This window comes from Burkholderia sp. BCC1977 (genome assembly GCF_905339595.1).
Lineage (GTDB): Bacteria > Pseudomonadota > Gammaproteobacteria > Burkholderiales > Burkholderiaceae > Burkholderia.
Genome location: NZ_CAJPGQ010000001.1, coordinates 378,355 through 393,635, shown reverse-complemented (window position 1 = coordinate 393,635; position 15,281 = coordinate 378,355). Strand labels below are relative to the sequence as shown.

General features: G+C 66.9%; 13 protein-coding genes. All 13 read left to right on the top strand.

The genetic code is table 11. From position 1 onward, the window contains the following. Positions 1–395: 395 nt before the first annotated feature. The 13 genes from U5771_RS01790 (at position 396) to clsB (ending at position 15,183) form a co-directional block, all read left to right on the top strand. Positions 396–4,415 (top strand): DUF3683 domain-containing protein, encoded by a 4,020-nt coding sequence (locus U5771_RS01790; protein ID WP_322022356.1) that lies wholly within the window; start codon positions 396–398, stop codon positions 4,413–4,415. An 87-nt stretch (positions 4,416–4,502) separates the two neighbouring features. Then, positions 4,503–4,946: an HIT family protein gene (locus U5771_RS01785; RefSeq protein WP_322022355.1), complete on the top strand. Its 444-nt coding sequence runs from the start codon at positions 4,503–4,505 to the stop codon at positions 4,944–4,946. Next, positions 4,943–5,356 carry a gamma-butyrobetaine hydroxylase-like domain-containing protein gene (locus U5771_RS01780; RefSeq protein WP_011546190.1) on the top strand — a complete coding sequence of 138 codons (414 nt, stop codon included), beginning with the start codon at positions 4,943–4,945 and terminating at the stop codon, positions 5,354–5,356. Before U5771_RS01785 ends, U5771_RS01780 begins: the two co-directional genes overlap by 4 nt. Before the next feature lie 52 nt (positions 5,357–5,408). Beyond that, a complete protein-coding gene (gene ubiE / locus U5771_RS01775; protein WP_322022354.1) occupies positions 5,409–6,140 on the top strand; it encodes a bifunctional demethylmenaquinone methyltransferase/2-methoxy-6-polyprenyl-1,4-benzoquinol methylase UbiE in 732 nt (243 codons plus the stop codon). Positions 6,141–6,181: 41 nt separating this feature from the next. After that, positions 6,182–7,216, top strand: a complete 1,035-nt coding sequence (locus tag U5771_RS01770) for a Tim44 domain-containing protein (protein ID WP_322022353.1) — start codon at positions 6,182–6,184, stop codon at positions 7,214–7,216. Positions 7,217–7,379: 163 nt separating this feature from the next. Beyond that, on the top strand, positions 7,380–8,006 hold the full coding sequence (locus U5771_RS01765; RefSeq protein WP_322022352.1) for an SCP2 domain-containing protein: 627 nt from the start codon (positions 7,380–7,382) through the stop codon (positions 8,004–8,006). A 12-nt stretch (positions 8,007–8,018) separates the two neighbouring features. Beyond that, positions 8,019–9,596 (top strand): ubiquinone biosynthesis regulatory protein kinase UbiB, encoded by a 1,578-nt coding sequence (ubiB, locus tag U5771_RS01760; RefSeq protein WP_322022351.1) that lies wholly within the window; start codon positions 8,019–8,021, stop codon positions 9,594–9,596. Between the two features lie 17 nt (positions 9,597–9,613). Continuing rightward, complete coding sequence (locus U5771_RS01755) at positions 9,614–10,240, top strand: SAM-dependent methyltransferase (protein ID WP_322022350.1); 627 nt, start codon at positions 9,614–9,616, stop codon at positions 10,238–10,240. A gap of 95 nt (positions 10,241–10,335) precedes the next feature. Continuing rightward, a complete protein-coding gene (locus tag U5771_RS01750) occupies positions 10,336–10,680 on the top strand; it encodes an FmdB family zinc ribbon protein (protein ID WP_322022349.1) in 345 nt (114 codons plus the stop codon). A 61-nt stretch (positions 10,681–10,741) separates the two neighbouring features. Beyond that, positions 10,742–11,392: a DUF502 domain-containing protein gene (locus tag U5771_RS01745; protein ID WP_322022348.1), complete on the top strand. Its 651-nt coding sequence runs from the start codon at positions 10,742–10,744 to the stop codon at positions 11,390–11,392. A 67-nt stretch (positions 11,393–11,459) separates the two neighbouring features. Further along, the gene (gene aspS, locus U5771_RS01740) at positions 11,460–13,262 is read left to right on the top strand and encodes an aspartate--tRNA ligase (protein ID WP_044846832.1); all 1,803 of its coding nucleotides are present in this window, start codon (positions 11,460–11,462) and stop codon (positions 13,260–13,262) included. Positions 13,263–13,417: 155 nt separating this feature from the next. Beyond that, positions 13,418–13,912, top strand: coding sequence for a dihydroneopterin triphosphate diphosphatase (nudB, locus tag U5771_RS01735; RefSeq protein WP_322022347.1), 495 nt, complete (start codon positions 13,418–13,420; stop codon positions 13,910–13,912). Continuing rightward, positions 13,909–15,183, top strand: coding sequence for a cardiolipin synthase ClsB (gene clsB / locus U5771_RS01730; protein ID WP_322022346.1), 1,275 nt, complete (start codon positions 13,909–13,911; stop codon positions 15,181–15,183). Before nudB ends, clsB begins: the two co-directional genes overlap by 4 nt. The last annotated feature ends 98 nt before the right edge of the window (positions 15,184–15,281 follow it).

Sequence of the window (15,281 nt, the reverse complement as noted above, 5' to 3'; positions counted from 1 at the left end):
GAATGATCACACGAAATCGCGCCGAACCAGGCCTGGCGCGGCTTGCGGCGATAGCCCCACGACCTGTCCGGCGTGTCACGCATGGCCCGATCATGGGTTAGAATTCCGTTTTGAATCAAGGATCGGAAGATGCAGAGGCACCCTCGGATCGCCCCGTTGAAGCCGACGCCGCGCGCAGCCAGCCCCGCGGCGGAGCGGCATGCGCGCCGCGCGCGATCGTGCTGATGGCGCCGAGTGCCGCCAGGCCCAGCCGGCCAGGAACGGTGAGTCCAGACCCGCTCCGGCCCCATGCGAGATAGTCGCGCGCCTGGCACCAGAACAGATTTCCCCAAGATTGCGCCTACGCGCTTGCCGACGCCCGTGCACGGTGTATCGGCCCTCCGAGTCGTCCGAACATGAACGCACCACAAGTTTTCGATCCGCATGGCGCGGCCGCCGCCGTCGCCGCCGACCCCGCGCCCCGACTGCGCGAGATTCCCTACAACTACACGTCCTTCTCCGACCGCGAGATCGTGATCCGCCTGCTCGGCGCGGAGGCGTGGTCGGTGCTCGACGAGCTGCGTGCCGAACGCCGCACGGGCCGCTCGGCACGGATGCTGTATGAAGTGCTCGGCGATATCTGGGTCGTGCGCCGCAACCCGTACCTGCAGGACGACCTGCTCGACAACCCGAAGCGCCGCGCGCTGCTGATCGAGGCGCTGAACCACCGCCTGACCGAGATCGGCAAGCGCCGCCGCGCCGACCTGACCGAGCACCGCGACGACGCGGGCCGCGAACGCGCCGGACGCGTCGAGATGCTCGAGGCCGCCGCGCAGCGCGCGGTCGACGAGTTCGCCGACGAATTCGACAAGATGGCCGACCTGCGCCGCCGCGCGACCAAGGCGCTCGGCCGCTGCACGGAGAAGGACAACATCCGCTTCGACGGGCTGTCGCGCGTGTCGCACGTGACCGACGCGACCGACTGGCGCGTCGAATACCCGTTCGTCGTGCTGACCCCGGATACCGAAGCCGAGATCGCGGGGCTGATCAAGGCGTGCTTCGAGCTCGGCCTGACCGTGATCCCGCGCGGCGGCGGCACCGGCTACACGGGCGGCGCGGTGCCGCTCACGCCGTTCTCCGCGGTGATCAACACCGAAAAGCTCGAACAGCTCGGCGCGGTCGAGCTGACCGAACTGCCGGGCGTCGCGCACAAGGTGCCGACGATCTTCTCCGGCGCGGGCGTCGTCACGCGCCGCGTGACCGAAGCGGCCGAGGCGGCCGGCTACGTGTTCGCGGTCGATCCGACCTCGCTCGACGCATCGTGCATCGGCGGCAACGTCGCGATGAACGCCGGCGGCAAGAAGGCCGTGCTGTGGGGCACCGCGCTCGACAACCTGGCCTGGTGGCGGATGGTCGACCCGGACGGCAACTGGCTCGAAGTCACGCGCCACGAGCACAACCAGGGCAAGATCCACGACATCGCGGTCGCGCGTTTCGAGCTGAAGTGGTTCGACGGCGCGCATGCGCCGGGCGAGAAGCTGCTGAAGAGCGAGATGCTCGAGATCGAAGGGCGCCGGTTCCGCAAGGAAGGCCTCGGCAAGGACGTCACCGACAAGTTCCTCGCCGGCCTGCCGGGCGTGCAGAAGGAAGGCTGCGACGGGCTGATCACGTCCGCGCGCTGGGTGCTGCACAAGATGCCCGCGCACACCCGCACCGTCTGTCTCGAATTCTTCGGCCAGGCGCGCGAGGCGATCCCGAGCATCGTCGAGATCAAGGACTACCTGTTCGAGACGTCGAAGCAGGGCGGCGCGATTCTGGCGGGCCTCGAGCACCTCGACGAGCGCTATCTGCGCGCGGTCGGCTATGCGACCAAGAGCAAGCGCAACGCATTCCCCAAGATGGTGCTGATCGGCGACATCGTCGGCGATGACGCCGATGCGGTCGCGCACGCGACGTCCGAAGTGATCCGGATGGCGAACGGCAAGAGCGGCGAAGGCTTCGTCGCGATCAGCGCGGAGGCGCGCAAGCGCTTCTGGCTCGACCGCAGCCGCACGGCCGCGATCGCGAAGCACACCAACGCGTTCAAGATCAACGAGGACGTCGTCATCCCGCTGAACCGGATGGGCGAGTACACCGACGGTATCGAGCGGATCAACATCGAGCTGTCGCTGAAGAACAAGCTGCAGCTGGTCGACGCGCTCGAAGCGTTCTTCCGCGCGGGCAACCTGCCGCTCGGCAAGACCGACGACGCGAACGAGATCCCGAGCGCCGAACTGCTCGAGGATCGCGTGCAGCAGGCGCTGGAGCTGCTCAAGCGCGTGCGTGCGCGCTGGGAATTCGTGCGCGACCGGCTCGACCAGCCGCTGCGCGAGGCGCAGCACTACCTGGTGCAACTCGGCTACGAGGCGCTGGCCGAGAAGTTCGCCGATCGCGCGGACGAGCAGCCGGGCGTGACCGTGTTCCACGTCACGCAGGACCGCACGGTCCGCATCTCGTGGAAGCAGGAGATCCGCGCGGAGCTGCGCGCGATCTTCAACGGCGGCGCGTTCAAGCAGATCCTCGACGAAGCGCAGGCGATCCACAAGCAGGTGCTGCGCGGCCGTGTGTTCGTCGCACTGCACATGCACGCGGGCGACGGCAACGTCCACACGAACCTGCCGGTCAACTCCGACAACTACGAGATGCTGCAGGACGCGCATGCGGCGGTCGCGCGCATCATGACGCTCGCGCGCTCGCTCGACGGCGTGATTTCCGGCGAACACGGGATCGGCATCACGAAGCTCGAGTTCCTGACCGACGACGAGATCGCCGAATTCCGCGCGTACAAGCAGCGTGTCGACCCGAACGGCCGCTTCAACAAGGGCAAGCTGCTCGACGGCGCCGACCTGCGCAACGCGTACACGCCGAGCTTCGGGCTGATGGGCTACGAGTCGCTGATCATGCAGCAGTCCGACATCGGCGCGATCGCCGATTCGGTGAAGGACTGCCTGCGCTGCGGCAAGTGCAAGCCGGTGTGCGCGACCCACGTGCCGCGCGCGAACCTGCTGTACAGCCCGCGCAACAAGATCCTCGCGACCTCGCTGCTGGTCGAGGCGTTCCTGTACGAGGAACAGACGCGCCGCGGCGTGTCGATCAAGCACTGGGACGAGTTCAACGACGTGGCCGACCACTGCACGGTGTGCCACAAGTGCGTGACGCCGTGCCCGGTGAAGATCGACTTCGGCGACGTCACGATGAACATGCGCAACCTGTTGCGCAAGATGGGCAAGAAGAAATTCAATGCCGGCAATGCGGCGGGCATGTTCTTCCTGAACGCGACCAATCCGCAGACGATCAACGCCGCGCGCAGCGTGATGATGGGCGTCGGCTACAAGGTGCAGCGCTTCGCGAACGACATGCTGAAGAAGGTCGTGACGAAGCAGACCCAGCACCCGCCGGCGACGGTCGGCAAGCCGCCCGTGGTCGAGCAGGTGATCCACTTCGTCAACAAGAAGATGCCGGGCAACCTGCCGAAGAAGACGGCGCGCGCGCTGCTCGACATCGAGGACAACAAGATCGTGCCGATCATCCGCAACCCGAAGTCGACGACCGTCGATTCGGAGGCGGTGTTCTACTTCCCGGGCTGCGGCTCCGAGCGCCTGTTCTCGCAGGTCGGCCTCGCGACGCAGGCGATGCTGTGGGAAGCCGGCGTGCAGACCGTGCTGCCGCCGGGCTACCTGTGCTGCGGCTATCCGCAGCGCGGCTCGGGCCAGTACGACAAGGCCGAGAAGATCGTCACCGACAACCGCGTGCTGTTCCACCGGGTCGCGAACACGCTGAACTACCTCGACATCAAGACGGTGGTCGTGTCGTGCGGCACCTGCTACGACCAGCTGGCCGGGTATGAATTCGACAAGATCTTCCCGGGCTGCCGGATCATCGACATCCACGAGTTCCTGCTCGAGAAGGGGATGAAGCTCGACGGCGTGACGGGCACGCGCTACATGTATCACGACCCGTGCCACACGCCGATCAAGACGATGGACCCGGTGAAGCTCGTCAACGAGCTGATGGGCACGGAGAAGGACGGCTACAAGATCGAGAAGAACGATCGCTGCTGCGGCGAATCGGGCACGCTCGCGGTCACGCGTCCGGACGTGTCCACGCAGGTCCGCTTCCGCAAGGAAGAGGAAATCCGCAAGGGCGCCGCGAAGCTGCGCAGCATCCCGGTCGTGGCCGGTGGCGCACCCGCGCCGGCTGCCGCGAACGGCCCGGACGTGAAGATCCTGACGAGCTGCCCGTCGTGCCTGCAGGGCCTGTCGCGCTACAACGAGGACGCGAACATCGAGGCCGACTACATCGTGGTCGAAATCGCGCGCCAGGTGCTCGGCGAGAACTGGATGGCCGACTATGTCGCACACGCGAACAATGGCGGGATCGAGCGCGTGCTGGTCTAATGCGGGCATGACGGCCGCCCGGCCGGGCCACGGATGAGAGCGGGCGCCGGCGCATCAGCGCCGGCGCCCGTCCACATGGGAGCGACGATGGAATGCGTGTTTTGCCGTGACGACGGCGGCGAGGTGCTCTGGCAGGACGATGCGCTGCGCGTCGTGCTCGCGACGGGCGAGCACGAGTACCCGGGCTTCTGCCGGGTGATCTGGGGCACGCACGTGGCCGAGTTCTCCGATCTCGGCGAGCCCGAGCGGGCACACCTGATGCGCGTGGTGTACGCGGTGGAGCGGGCCGTGCGCCGCGTGATGCAGCCGAACAAGGTGAATCTCGCGAGCCTCGGCAACATGGTGCCGCACGTGCACTGGCACGTGATCCCGCGCTTCTCCAACGACGCCCATTTCCCGCAGCCCGTCTGGGCGCCGCGCCAGCGCAGCGTGTCCGAGGCGCTGCTGCGCACGCGCGCGGCGCAGGCCTCGCTGCTGCACAATGCGGTGCGCGAGGAAATTCAACGCATGACCGATTCGAGGCAGCCATGAGCGGTTTGACTTCCACGACGCCGATTCCGTCCGGCGTCGTCGTGCACGCGGTGTCGCGCGTGCTCGAATTGCAGTATCCGAACGGCGAGAGCTACCGGATTCCGTTCGAGCTGATGCGCGTCTATTCGCCATCGGCCGAGGTGCGCGGCCACGGGCCCGGCCAGGAGACGCTGCAGACCGGCAAGCGCGAGGTGACGATCACCGCGCTCGAGGGCGTGGGCAATTACGCGCTGCAGCCGACGTTCTCCGACGGCCACTCGACCGGCATCTACTCGTGGGATCTGCTGTACGAACTGGCGACGCAGCAGGACGCGCTGTGGCGCGACTATTTCGACAAACTGAAGGCGGCGGGCGTCGAGCGCGACGCGCCGATGCAGGCGGCCTCCGCGCCGCACGGCCACTGCCACTGAAATCGACGGCGCCCGCTCGGCGCCGTCTTGCCATTTACTGAGGATCAACGCGATGAGCAAAACCCACTTCGGCTTCGAAAGCGTCGAGGAAACCGAAAAAGCGAAGAAAGTGGCGGGCGTGTTCCATTCGGTCGCGAGCAACTACGATCTGATGAACGACCTGATGTCGGCCGGCATGCACCGCGCGTGGAAGATGTTCACGATCGCGCAGGCGAACGTGCGCCCCGGCTTCAAGGTGCTCGACATCGCGGCCGGCACGGGCGACCTGACCAAGGCGTTCGCGAAGGCGGCCGGCCCGACCGGCGAGGTCTGGCACACCGACATCAACGAGTCGATGCTGCGCGTGGGCCGCGACCGGCTGCTCGACAAGGGCGTCGTGACGCCGTCGCTGCTGTGCGATGCCGAGAAAATTCCCTTTCCCGACAACTACTTCGATGTGGTCACGGTCGCGTTCGGGCTGCGCAACATGACGCACAAGGACGCCGCGCTCGCCGAGATGCGCCGCGTCGCGAAGCCCGGCGGCCGCGTGATGGTGCTGGAATTCTCGAAAGTCTGGGATCCGCTGAAAAAAGCGTACGATCTGTATTCTTTCAAAGTATTACCGTGGCTTGGCGACAAGTTCGCGAAAGATGCTGAAAGTTACCGGTATCTTGCTGAATCTATCCGGATGCACCCCGATCAGGACACGCTGAAGACGATGATGGAACAAGCGGGCCTCGATGCCGTCAAATATTACAATTTGTCAGGTGGCGTGGTAGCTTTACACCTAGGAACCAAGTACTAAGGGGTTCTTCCCATACATTCGCCTTACATCTGGAGAAGCTGATGTCCGAATCGCGTTCGTTGTTCAACCGTAGCAAGCCGTCGAAGCCGTGGGCTCGACGGGTCGGCACGCTGCTGATGGTCGGCCTGCTCACGGCCGGCACGTTCGCATCGCTCGACGCCGAGGCCAAGCGCATGGGCGGCGGGCGCAGCATCGGCCGCCAGAGTTCCACCGTCACGCAGCGCCAGGCCACGCCGCCCGCGCAGCAGCCGATGCAGCAGGCCGCGCCGGCGCAGGCGCAGCGCGCGAATCCGGCCGCACCGGCACCGGCCGCGCAGCCGAACCGCTCGCGCTGGCTCGGGCCGATCGCCGGTCTCGCGGCCGGCCTCGGCATCGCGGCGCTGCTGTCGCACTTCGGCCTCGGCGGCGCGTTCGCGAGCATGATGGCGAACGTCATCGTGATCGCGCTGCTGGCGATGGTCGGCATCTGGCTGGTCCGCAAGTTCATGAACCGTCGCCGCTCGAACGAGCCGGCGTACTCGGTCGGCGGCTCGGCATCGTCGTCGGGCAGCTACTCGCAGAGCCCGTCGTTCCAGCAAGGCAGCACCGGCAGCAACTATGCCGGTAGCGGCAGCAGCTACGCGAACGAAGCGCAGGGCGTGTTCGGCGGCGGCGCGGCAGCCGCCGGCGCGGCGGGCGCGATGGCGGCCGCACCGCTGCAGGTGCCGGCCGGCTTCGACACCGAGGCGTTCCTGCGCAGCTCGAAGGTCTACTTCGTGCGCCTGCAGGCGGCGTGGGACCAGGGCAACCTGGCCGACATCCGCGAGTTCACGACGCCGGAAATGTTCGCCGAGATCAAGATCGACCTCGACTCGCGCGGCAACGAGTCGAACCAGACCGATGTCGTGCAGCTCGACGCGGAACTGGTCGCGATCGAGGATCGCGGCATCGAGCAGTCGGCGAGCGTGCGCTTCCACGGGCTGATCCGCGAATCGGCGAATGCGTCGGCGGCGCCGTTCGACGAGGTGTGGAACCTGTCGAAGTCGGGCAGCCAGGGCTGGCTGCTCGCGGGTATCCAGCAGATCAACACGCACTGAGCGTGACCGGCGGCCGGCTTGCCGGCTGCCCGGGCGACGGCTGCCGCACTGCGACCGCTTGCCGCCCGGGTGTGCGGTTGGCCGCGGTCTGCCGACGATCCGACGTTACAATAGAAACCCGCGTGGGCGCCCGGCCTGCGCGGGTTTTTTCTTTCCCAGCCCGATGACCTTTGCTGCCAAGCCTTTTGCTGCTGCTGTCAATCACCTGCTCGCGCGCGAATCGTGGGCGCGCGACCGCCTGATCCCCTACGCGGGCAAGACCGCCCGGCTCGACGTGCCGCCCGTCACGCTCACGCTGCTCGTGCAGCCCGACGGCTATCTGTCCGCGGTGGAGGCGCACGATGCGCAACACGTCGACGTGTCGATCGCGCTCGCGGGCGACACGGTCGCCGCATTCCTGCAGGGCGGCCAGGCGGCCGTGATGAAGCACGTGAAGATCGAGGGTGACGCGGAGTTCGCGACGCAGATCGCGAAGCTGGCCGAGCACCTGCGCTGGGAACCTGAGGAAGATCTCGCGAAGCTGGTCGGCGACGCGGCGGCGTACCGGATCGCGACGGTCGTGCGCGACGCCGGCGCGCGCGCGCGCCGCGCCGGCCGCAACGTGCTCGATTCCGTCGCCGAGTACTGGCTCGACGAAAACCCGCAAGTCGTCCGGCGCACGGTGCTCGGCGGCTTCGACGCCGAACTGGCGCGTGCGCGCGATGCGCTCGCGCGGGTCGAGAAGCGGGTCGAGCGACTCGAACAAAAAATCGGCGCGCGCACGGGCTCCGGCCCGCGCGGCGCGCACTGAGGGCCGCAGGGCATGCGCATTTTCCGTTTCATCAAGATTGTCTACACCGTCATCCGCTTCGGCCTCGACGAAGTGATGCTGTCCCGGATCGACGACCGGCGCGTGAAGCTGCTGCTGCGGATCACGACGATCGGCCGCCGCTATTCCGATCCGCCCGCCGTGCGGCTGCGTCATGCGCTCGAAAGCCTCGGCCCGATCTTCGTGAAGTTCGGCCAGGTGCTGTCGACGCGCCGCGACCTGCTGTCGGTCGATTTCGCGAACGAACTCGCGAAGCTGCAGGACCAGGTGCCGCCATTCGATTCGGCGGTCGCGATCGCGATCATCGAGAAGTCGCTCGGCGCGCCGGTCGACGAGCTGTTCGACGAATTCGAGCGCGAGCCGATCGCGAGCGCGTCGATCGCGCAGGTGCATTTCGCGAAGCTGAAGCAGGGCGTACACGCGGGCAAGGCCGTTGCCGTGAAGGTGCTGCGCCCGAACATGCTGTCCGTGATCGACTCGGATCTCGCGCTGATGCGCGACATCGCCATCTGGACCGAACGCATGTGGGCCGACGGCCGGCGCCTGAAGCCGCGCGAAGTCGTCGCCGAATTCGACAAGTACCTGCACGACGAGCTGGACCTGATGCGCGAGGCCGCCAACGGCAGCCAGCTGCGCCGCAACTTCGCGGGCCTCGACCTGCTGCTCGTGCCCGAGATGTTCTGGGATTTCTCGACGTCGCAGGTGCTCGTGATGGAGCGCATGACTGGCGTGCCGATCAGCCAGGTCGAGACGCTGCGCTCGGCCGGCGTCGACATCAAGAAGCTCGCGCGCGAAGGCGTCGAGATCTTCTTCACGCAGGTATTCCGCGACGGCTTCTTCCATGCGGACATGCACCCTGGCAACATCCAGGTGAGCCTCGATCCGACCACGTTCGGCCGCTATATCGCGCTCGATTTCGGGATCGTCGGCGCGTTGTCGGATTTCGACAAGAACTACCTCGCGCAGAACTTCCTCGCGTTCTTCAAGCGCGATTACCACCGCGTCGCGACGCTGCACCTCGAATCGGGCTGGGTGCCGCCCGAGACGCGCGTCGAGGAACTCGAAAGCGCGATCCGCGCGGTGTGCGAGCCGTATTTCGACCGTGCGCTGAAGGACATCTCGCTCGGCCAGGTGCTGATGCGCCTGTTCTCGACGTCGCGCCGCTTCAACGTCGAGATCCAGCCGCAGCTCGTGCTGCTGCAGAAGACGATGCTGAACGTCGAGGGGCTCGGCCGTTCGCTCGATCCAGAACTCGATCTGTGGAAGACCGCGAAGCCGTATCTCGAGCGATGGATGACCGAGCAGATCGGCCTGCGCGGCTGGTACGAGCGCTTCAAGGTCGAGGCGCCGCAGTGGAGCAAGACGCTGCCGCAACTGCCGCGCCTGATCCATCACGCGATGGCGGCGCGCCACGATGCGCCGCGCGCGGCGAGCGAGGAACTGATGCGTCAGATTCTCGTCGAGCAGAAACGAACCAACCGGCTGCTGCAGGCATTGCTGATCTTCGGTCTTGCCGTCGGCGTCGGGGCGCTCGTCGCGCGCGTGCTGCTCGCGCTGGCGTACGGCGCATGATCGAAAGGAGCCGCGCGATGTCCGAACCGAAACAACCGTCCGCGCCGAGCGCCGCCGATTTCGCGACGCGCGACCCCGGCAACGCCGCGTTCTGGGACGAGCGTTTCACACGCGGCGTGACGCCGTGGGAATTCGGCGGCGTGCCGGACGGGTTTCGCGCGTTTGCGCAGCGGCGCGAGCCGTGCGCGGTGCTGATTCCCGGCTGCGGCAGTGCGCAGGAGGCCGGCTGGCTCGCGCAGGCGGGCTGGCCCGTGCGCGCGATCGATTTCGCCGCGCAGGCGGTGGCGGCCGCGAAGGTGCAGCTCGGCGCGCATGCGGACGTCGTCGAGCAGGCCGATTTCTTCGCGTACCGGCCGCCGTTCGACGTGCAGTGGGTGTACGAGCGCGCGTTCCTGTGCGCGCTGCCGCCGAGCCTGCGCGCCGGCTATGCGGCGCGGATGGCCGAACTGCTGCCCGCCGGTGCGCTGCTGGCCGGTTATTTCTTCGTGACGGCGAAACCGAAGGGGCCGCCGTTCGGCATCGAGCGCGCCGAACTCGATGCGCTGCTCGCGCGGCACTTCGAACTGATCGAGGATCTGCCGGTGACCGATTCGCTGGCCGTGTTCGAAGGGTACGAGCGCTGGCTCACGTGGCGCCGTCGCTGAAGCCCGCGCGTCGCGGCCGTTGCCGGAGCGCGCCGGGGTTTCGGATATAATTCAAGGTTTTGCAAGCCGTTTCCAGTTTCTGCGGGAAAAATATCATGCCGATCTACGCCTATCGATGCGAAGCGTGCGGTTTCGCGAAGGACGTGCTCCAGAAGATGAGCGACGCGCCGCTGTCGCAGTGCCCCGAATGCGGGAAGGATGCTTTTCGCAAGCAGGTCACCGCCGCCGGCTTCCAGCTGAAGGGCTCCGGCTGGTATGTCACCGATTTCCGCGGTGGCTCGGGCGGCACCAGCGCGCCGGCGACGGCGTCGGGCGACGCGGGTGCTGCAGCACCGGCCGCCGCGGCGCCGGCGGCAGCCGCGCCTGCTGCAGCGAGTTCCGACAGTACGACGACGAGCGCCGCGCCGGCCCCGGCCGCGGCGCCCGCCGCCGGCAGTTGACCGTCGCGGCCCGGCCGGGTCGCGACCAACCCGCGCCTCCGGCGCGGTTCATTGACGGCAGATGATGAAAAAGACGACCCTGAAAACGGTGTTTCTGACCGGCCTGCTGGTTCTCGTCCCGCTCGCGATCACGCTGTGGGTGCTCGGCCTCATCATCGGCACGATGGACCAGACGCTGCTGCTCCTGCCCGAATCGTGGCAGCCGGAGCGGATGCTCGGCTTCCATCTGCCGGGGATCGGCGCGGTGCTGACGCTCGCGTTCATCTTCGTCGTCGGGCTGGCCACGCAGAACTTCATCGGCCAGAAGCTCGTCACGTGGTGGAACGCGGTCGTGCGTCACATCCCGGTCGTCGGGCCGATCTACACGAGCGTCAAGCAGGTGTCGGACACGCTGCTGTCGAGCAGCGGCAACGCGTTCCGCAAGGCGCTGCTGATCGAATACCCGCGTCGCGGCTCGTATACGATCGCGTTTCTGACCGGCGCGCCCGGCGGCGACGTGGTCAACCATCTGACGGAAGAGTACGTGAGCGTGTACGTGCCCACGACGCCGAACCCGACGTCGGGCTTCTTCCTGATGCTGCCGAAGAGCGAAGTCATCGAACTCGACATGTCGGTCGATGCCGCGCTCAAGTACATCGTCTCGATGGGCGTCGTGGCGCCTCCGGCGCCGGCTCCGGCGCCCGCCCGCCGTCCCGTCGAGCCGCCGCTGTAAGTAAAGAATCATCGCCCGGGCCGCGCGTTGCGGCACCCGTTGATCAAACCGAACGAAAGCAAACATCATGTCGATGCGTACTGAATACTGCGGTCTCGTGACCGAACACCTGCTGGGCCAAACCGTGTCGCTGTGCGGCTGGGTGCAGCGCCGCCGCGATCACGGCGGTGTGATCTTCATCGACCTGCGCGATCGGGAAGGCCTCGTGCAGGTGGTGTGCGACCCGGATCGCGCCGAAATGTTCGCGACTGCCGAAGGCGTGCGCAACGAGTTCTGCGTGCAGATCAAGGGTCTCGTGCGCAACCGTCCGGAAGGCACGGTCAACGCCGGCCTGAAGAGCGGCAAGATCGAAGTGCTGTGCCACGAGCTGATCGTGCTGAACGCGTCGGTCACGCCGCCGTTCCAGCTCGACGACGACAACCTGTCGGAAACGACGCGCCTCACGCACCGCGTGCTCGACCTGCGCCGTCCGCAGATGCAGCACAACCTGCGCCTGCGCTACCGTGTCGCGATCGAAGCGCGCAAGTACCTCGACGAGCAGGGCTTCATCGACATCGAAACGCCGATGCTGACGAAGAGCACGCCGGAAGGCGCGCGCGACTACCTCGTGCCGTCGCGCGTGAACGCGGGCCAGTTCTTCGCGCTGCCGCAGTCGCCGCAGCTGTTCAAGCAGCTGCTGATGGTCGCGAACTTCGACCGTTACTACCAGATCACCAAGTGCTTCCGCGACGAGGACCTCCGTGCCGACCGTCAGCCGGAATTCACGCAGATCGACTGCGAGACGTCGTTCCTCGGCGAGCAGGAAATCCGCGACCTGTTCGAAGACATGATCCGTCACATCTTCAAGACGACGATCGACGTCGAACTCGACGCGAAATTCCCGGTGATGCCGTACTCGGAAGCGATGGCGCGTTTCGGTTCGGACAAGCCGGACCTGCGCGTGCAGCTCGAATTCACCGAGCTGACCGACGCGATGAAGGACGTCGACTTCAAGGTGTTCAGCACGCCGGCCAACGCGAAGGACGGCCGTGTCGCGGCGCTGCGCGTGCCGAAGGGCGGCGAGCTGTCGCGTGGCGACATCGACGGCTACACGGAATTCGTGCGCATCTACGGTGCGAAGGGCCTCGCGTGGATCAAGGTCAACGAGAAGGCGAAGGGCCGCGACGGCCTGCAAAGCCCGATCGTCAAGAACCTGCACGACGCGTCGATCGCGGCGATCCTCGAGCGCACCGGCGCTGAAGACGGCGACATCATCTTCTTCGCGGCCGACCGCGCGAAGGTCGTCAACGACAGCCTCGGCGCGCTGCGCCTGAAGATCGGCCATTCGGAATTCGGCAAGGCGAACGGCCTCGTCCAGGCCGGCTGGAAGCCGCTGTGGGTCGTCGACTTCCCGATGTTCGAATACGACGACGAAGACGCGCGCTACGTCGCGGCGCACCACCCGTTCACGAGCCCGAAGGACGAGCACCTCGAGTACCTCGAGACCGACCCGGGCCGCTGCCTCGCGAAGGCCTACGACATGGTGCTGAACGGCTGGGAAATCGGCGGCGGCTCGGTGCGTATCCACCGCGAGGAAGTGCAGAGCAAGGTGTTCCGCGCGCTGAAGATCGGTGCGGAAGAAGCGCAGCTGAAGTTCGGCTTCCTGCTGGACGCGCTGCAGTACGGCGCGCCGCCGCACGGCGGTATCGCATTCGGCCTCGACCGCATCGTCACGATGATGGCCGGTGCCGACTCGATCCGCGACGTGATCGCGTTCCCGAAGACGCAGCGTGCGCAGGATCTGCTCACGCAGGCGCCGAGCCCGGTCGACGAGCGTCAGCTGCGCGAACTGCACATCCGTCTGCGTCAGCCGGAACAGCCGAAGGCGTAACGCTTGTCAAAGGTCGTGTGCGCGGCGACGCGCGCGCGACGCCCAACGAAAAAGGCGCCGTGGTGCGCCTTTTTCGTTTTTTGCGGTACAGTCGCAGCACTTGCCGCCCGTTCGGGCACAGCCCGGCGCACGGCCCCGTGCCGCATGAAACAAAGATGACGAAGCCGCCGAAAATCCCCGAATCCGTTCTCGTCGTGATCTACACGCCCGAACTCGACGTGCTGGTGATCAAGCGTGCCGACCAGCCCGATTTCTGGCAATCGGTGACCGGATCGAAGGACGCGCTCGACGAGCCGCTCGCGCTCACGGCCGCGCGCGAAGTCGCCGAGGAAACCGGCATCGCGGTCGGGTCGCGCGACGTGCCGGCCACCGCGCTGGTCGACTGGCGCCACCGGATCGAATACAGCATCTATCCGCAATACCTGCATCGCTATGCGCCGGGCGTCACGCGCAACGTCGAGCACTGGTTCGGCCTGTGCGTGCCGCACCGTGTCGACGTGACGCTGTCGCCGCGCGAGCATGTCGACCATGCGTGGCTGCCGTACCGTGAAGCGGCCGCGCGCTGCTTCTCGCCGTCGAACGCCGAAGCGATCCTGCAATTGCCCGTGCGCGTGTCGCTCGCGCGGGCGCCGCACGGCTCGTCCGCATGAATGCGGAAACCCGCAAGCGCTTCGCGCAATTGCGGCAGATGTTCCTGCAGGAGCGCGGCTCCGCGTCGCGGCTCGCGTTTACGGCCGGCAACACGGTGCGGCTCTGCGAGACCGGCAGCGAATTCTTCCACGCGCTGATCGAGCGGATCGATGCGGCGCGCGAGCAGGTGATGCTCGAAACCTACATCTTCTGCGACGACGCGGCCGGCCGCCCGGTGTCGGATGCGCTGATCCGCGCGGCGCAGCGCGGCGTGCGCGTGCGCGTGATCACCGACGGCATCGGCACCGCGCGCCTGCCGCTGTTCGACACGTGGGCCGAGGCCGGTGTCGAGCACTGCATCTACAACCGCTTCCTGTTCGGCCGTTTCGGCTTCTCGCGCACGCACCGCAAGCTCGCGGTGATCGATCACGCGGTCGCGTTCTGCGGCGGCATCAACATCGTCGACGACTACACGCAGGGCAGCGCGACGCTGCCGTTTCCACGCTGGGATTTCGCGGTCGAGATGGCCGGGCCGGCGGTGTCGGACGTGCGCGCCGCGTTCGAGCTGCAGTGGCACCGCATCCAGTTCGGCCACAAGCCGTACGCGCAGTACGCGGCGGGGCTGCACGGCGGCGAAGCGTTCCCGGACATGTTCCGGCGCTGGATGCGCAGCCACCGGTGGATCAAGGCCGGCGCGCTGCGGGTCGTGACCGAGCCGAGCGTCGCATTCGTCGCGCGCGACAACGTCGTGAACCGCCGCGCGATCGAGAAGGCCTATCTCGCCGCGATCGGCCAGGCGCGCCATCGGATCCTGCTCGCGAATCCGTACTTCATGCCGGGCCGCAAGCTGCGCCGCGCGCTGACGGGTGCCGCGCGGCGCGGCGTCGACGTGCGGATCCTGATCGGCCGCAAGGAGTTCACGGCGCTCGATACGGCCGTGCCGTTCCTGTACCACGCGCTGCTGCGCGCGGGCGTGCGCGTGGCGGAATACGACAAGACGATCCTGCACGGCAAGGTGGCCGTGATCGACGACAATTGGGCGACCGTCGGTTCGTCGAATCTGGACGCGCTGAGCCTGATGCTGAACAATGAAGCGAACGTCGTGCTGGTGCGCTACGATGCACTCACGAACGAACTGCGCGACGCGATCGCGACCGCCTTCTCCGAAGGCCGCGAAATCGACGCCGCCCGGTACGCCGCCCGGCCGCGCATCGAGCGCATGCTCAACTGGCTGGCGTACAACACGTATCGCCTCGTGATGAAGGCGCTGACGGTCGGCGGTTACGACTGACCCGGATTCAGCATCCGCTTCATAAAATCTGTCCGCACGTTCGTGCGGAAAAGCCGCTCCGGTCCCGCCGGAATCGCGCAAAATAGCGGCTCGGTTAG

What these genes read in the sequence shown, in the direction of transcription:
- U5771_RS01790 (WP_322022356.1), top strand. Translation starts at nt 396, where the DNA reads ATGAACGCACCACAAGTTTTCGATCCGCATGGCGCGGCCGCCGCCGTC.
- aspS (WP_044846832.1), top strand. Translation starts at nt 11,460, where the DNA reads ATGTCGATGCGTACTGAATACTGCGGTCTCGTGACCGAACACCTGCTG.
- U5771_RS01785 (WP_322022355.1), top strand. Translation starts at nt 4,503, where the DNA reads ATGGAATGCGTGTTTTGCCGTGACGACGGCGGCGAGGTGCTCTGGCAG.
- clsB (WP_322022346.1), top strand. Translation starts at nt 13,909, where the DNA reads ATGAATGCGGAAACCCGCAAGCGCTTCGCGCAATTGCGGCAGATGTTC.
- U5771_RS01755 (WP_322022350.1), top strand. Translation starts at nt 9,614, where the DNA reads ATGTCCGAACCGAAACAACCGTCCGCGCCGAGCGCCGCCGATTTCGCG.
- ubiB (WP_322022351.1), top strand. Translation starts at nt 8,019, where the DNA reads ATGCGCATTTTCCGTTTCATCAAGATTGTCTACACCGTCATCCGCTTC.
- U5771_RS01765 (WP_322022352.1), top strand. Translation starts at nt 7,380, where the DNA reads ATGACCTTTGCTGCCAAGCCTTTTGCTGCTGCTGTCAATCACCTGCTC.
- ubiE (WP_322022354.1), top strand. Translation starts at nt 5,409, where the DNA reads ATGAGCAAAACCCACTTCGGCTTCGAAAGCGTCGAGGAAACCGAAAAA.
- U5771_RS01770 (WP_322022353.1), top strand. Translation starts at nt 6,182, where the DNA reads ATGTCCGAATCGCGTTCGTTGTTCAACCGTAGCAAGCCGTCGAAGCCG.
- U5771_RS01750 (WP_322022349.1), top strand. Translation starts at nt 10,336, where the DNA reads ATGCCGATCTACGCCTATCGATGCGAAGCGTGCGGTTTCGCGAAGGAC.
- nudB (WP_322022347.1), top strand. Translation starts at nt 13,418, where the DNA reads ATGACGAAGCCGCCGAAAATCCCCGAATCCGTTCTCGTCGTGATCTAC.
- U5771_RS01780 (WP_011546190.1), top strand. Translation starts at nt 4,943, where the DNA reads ATGAGCGGTTTGACTTCCACGACGCCGATTCCGTCCGGCGTCGTCGTG.
- U5771_RS01745 (WP_322022348.1), top strand. Translation starts at nt 10,742, where the DNA reads ATGATGAAAAAGACGACCCTGAAAACGGTGTTTCTGACCGGCCTGCTG.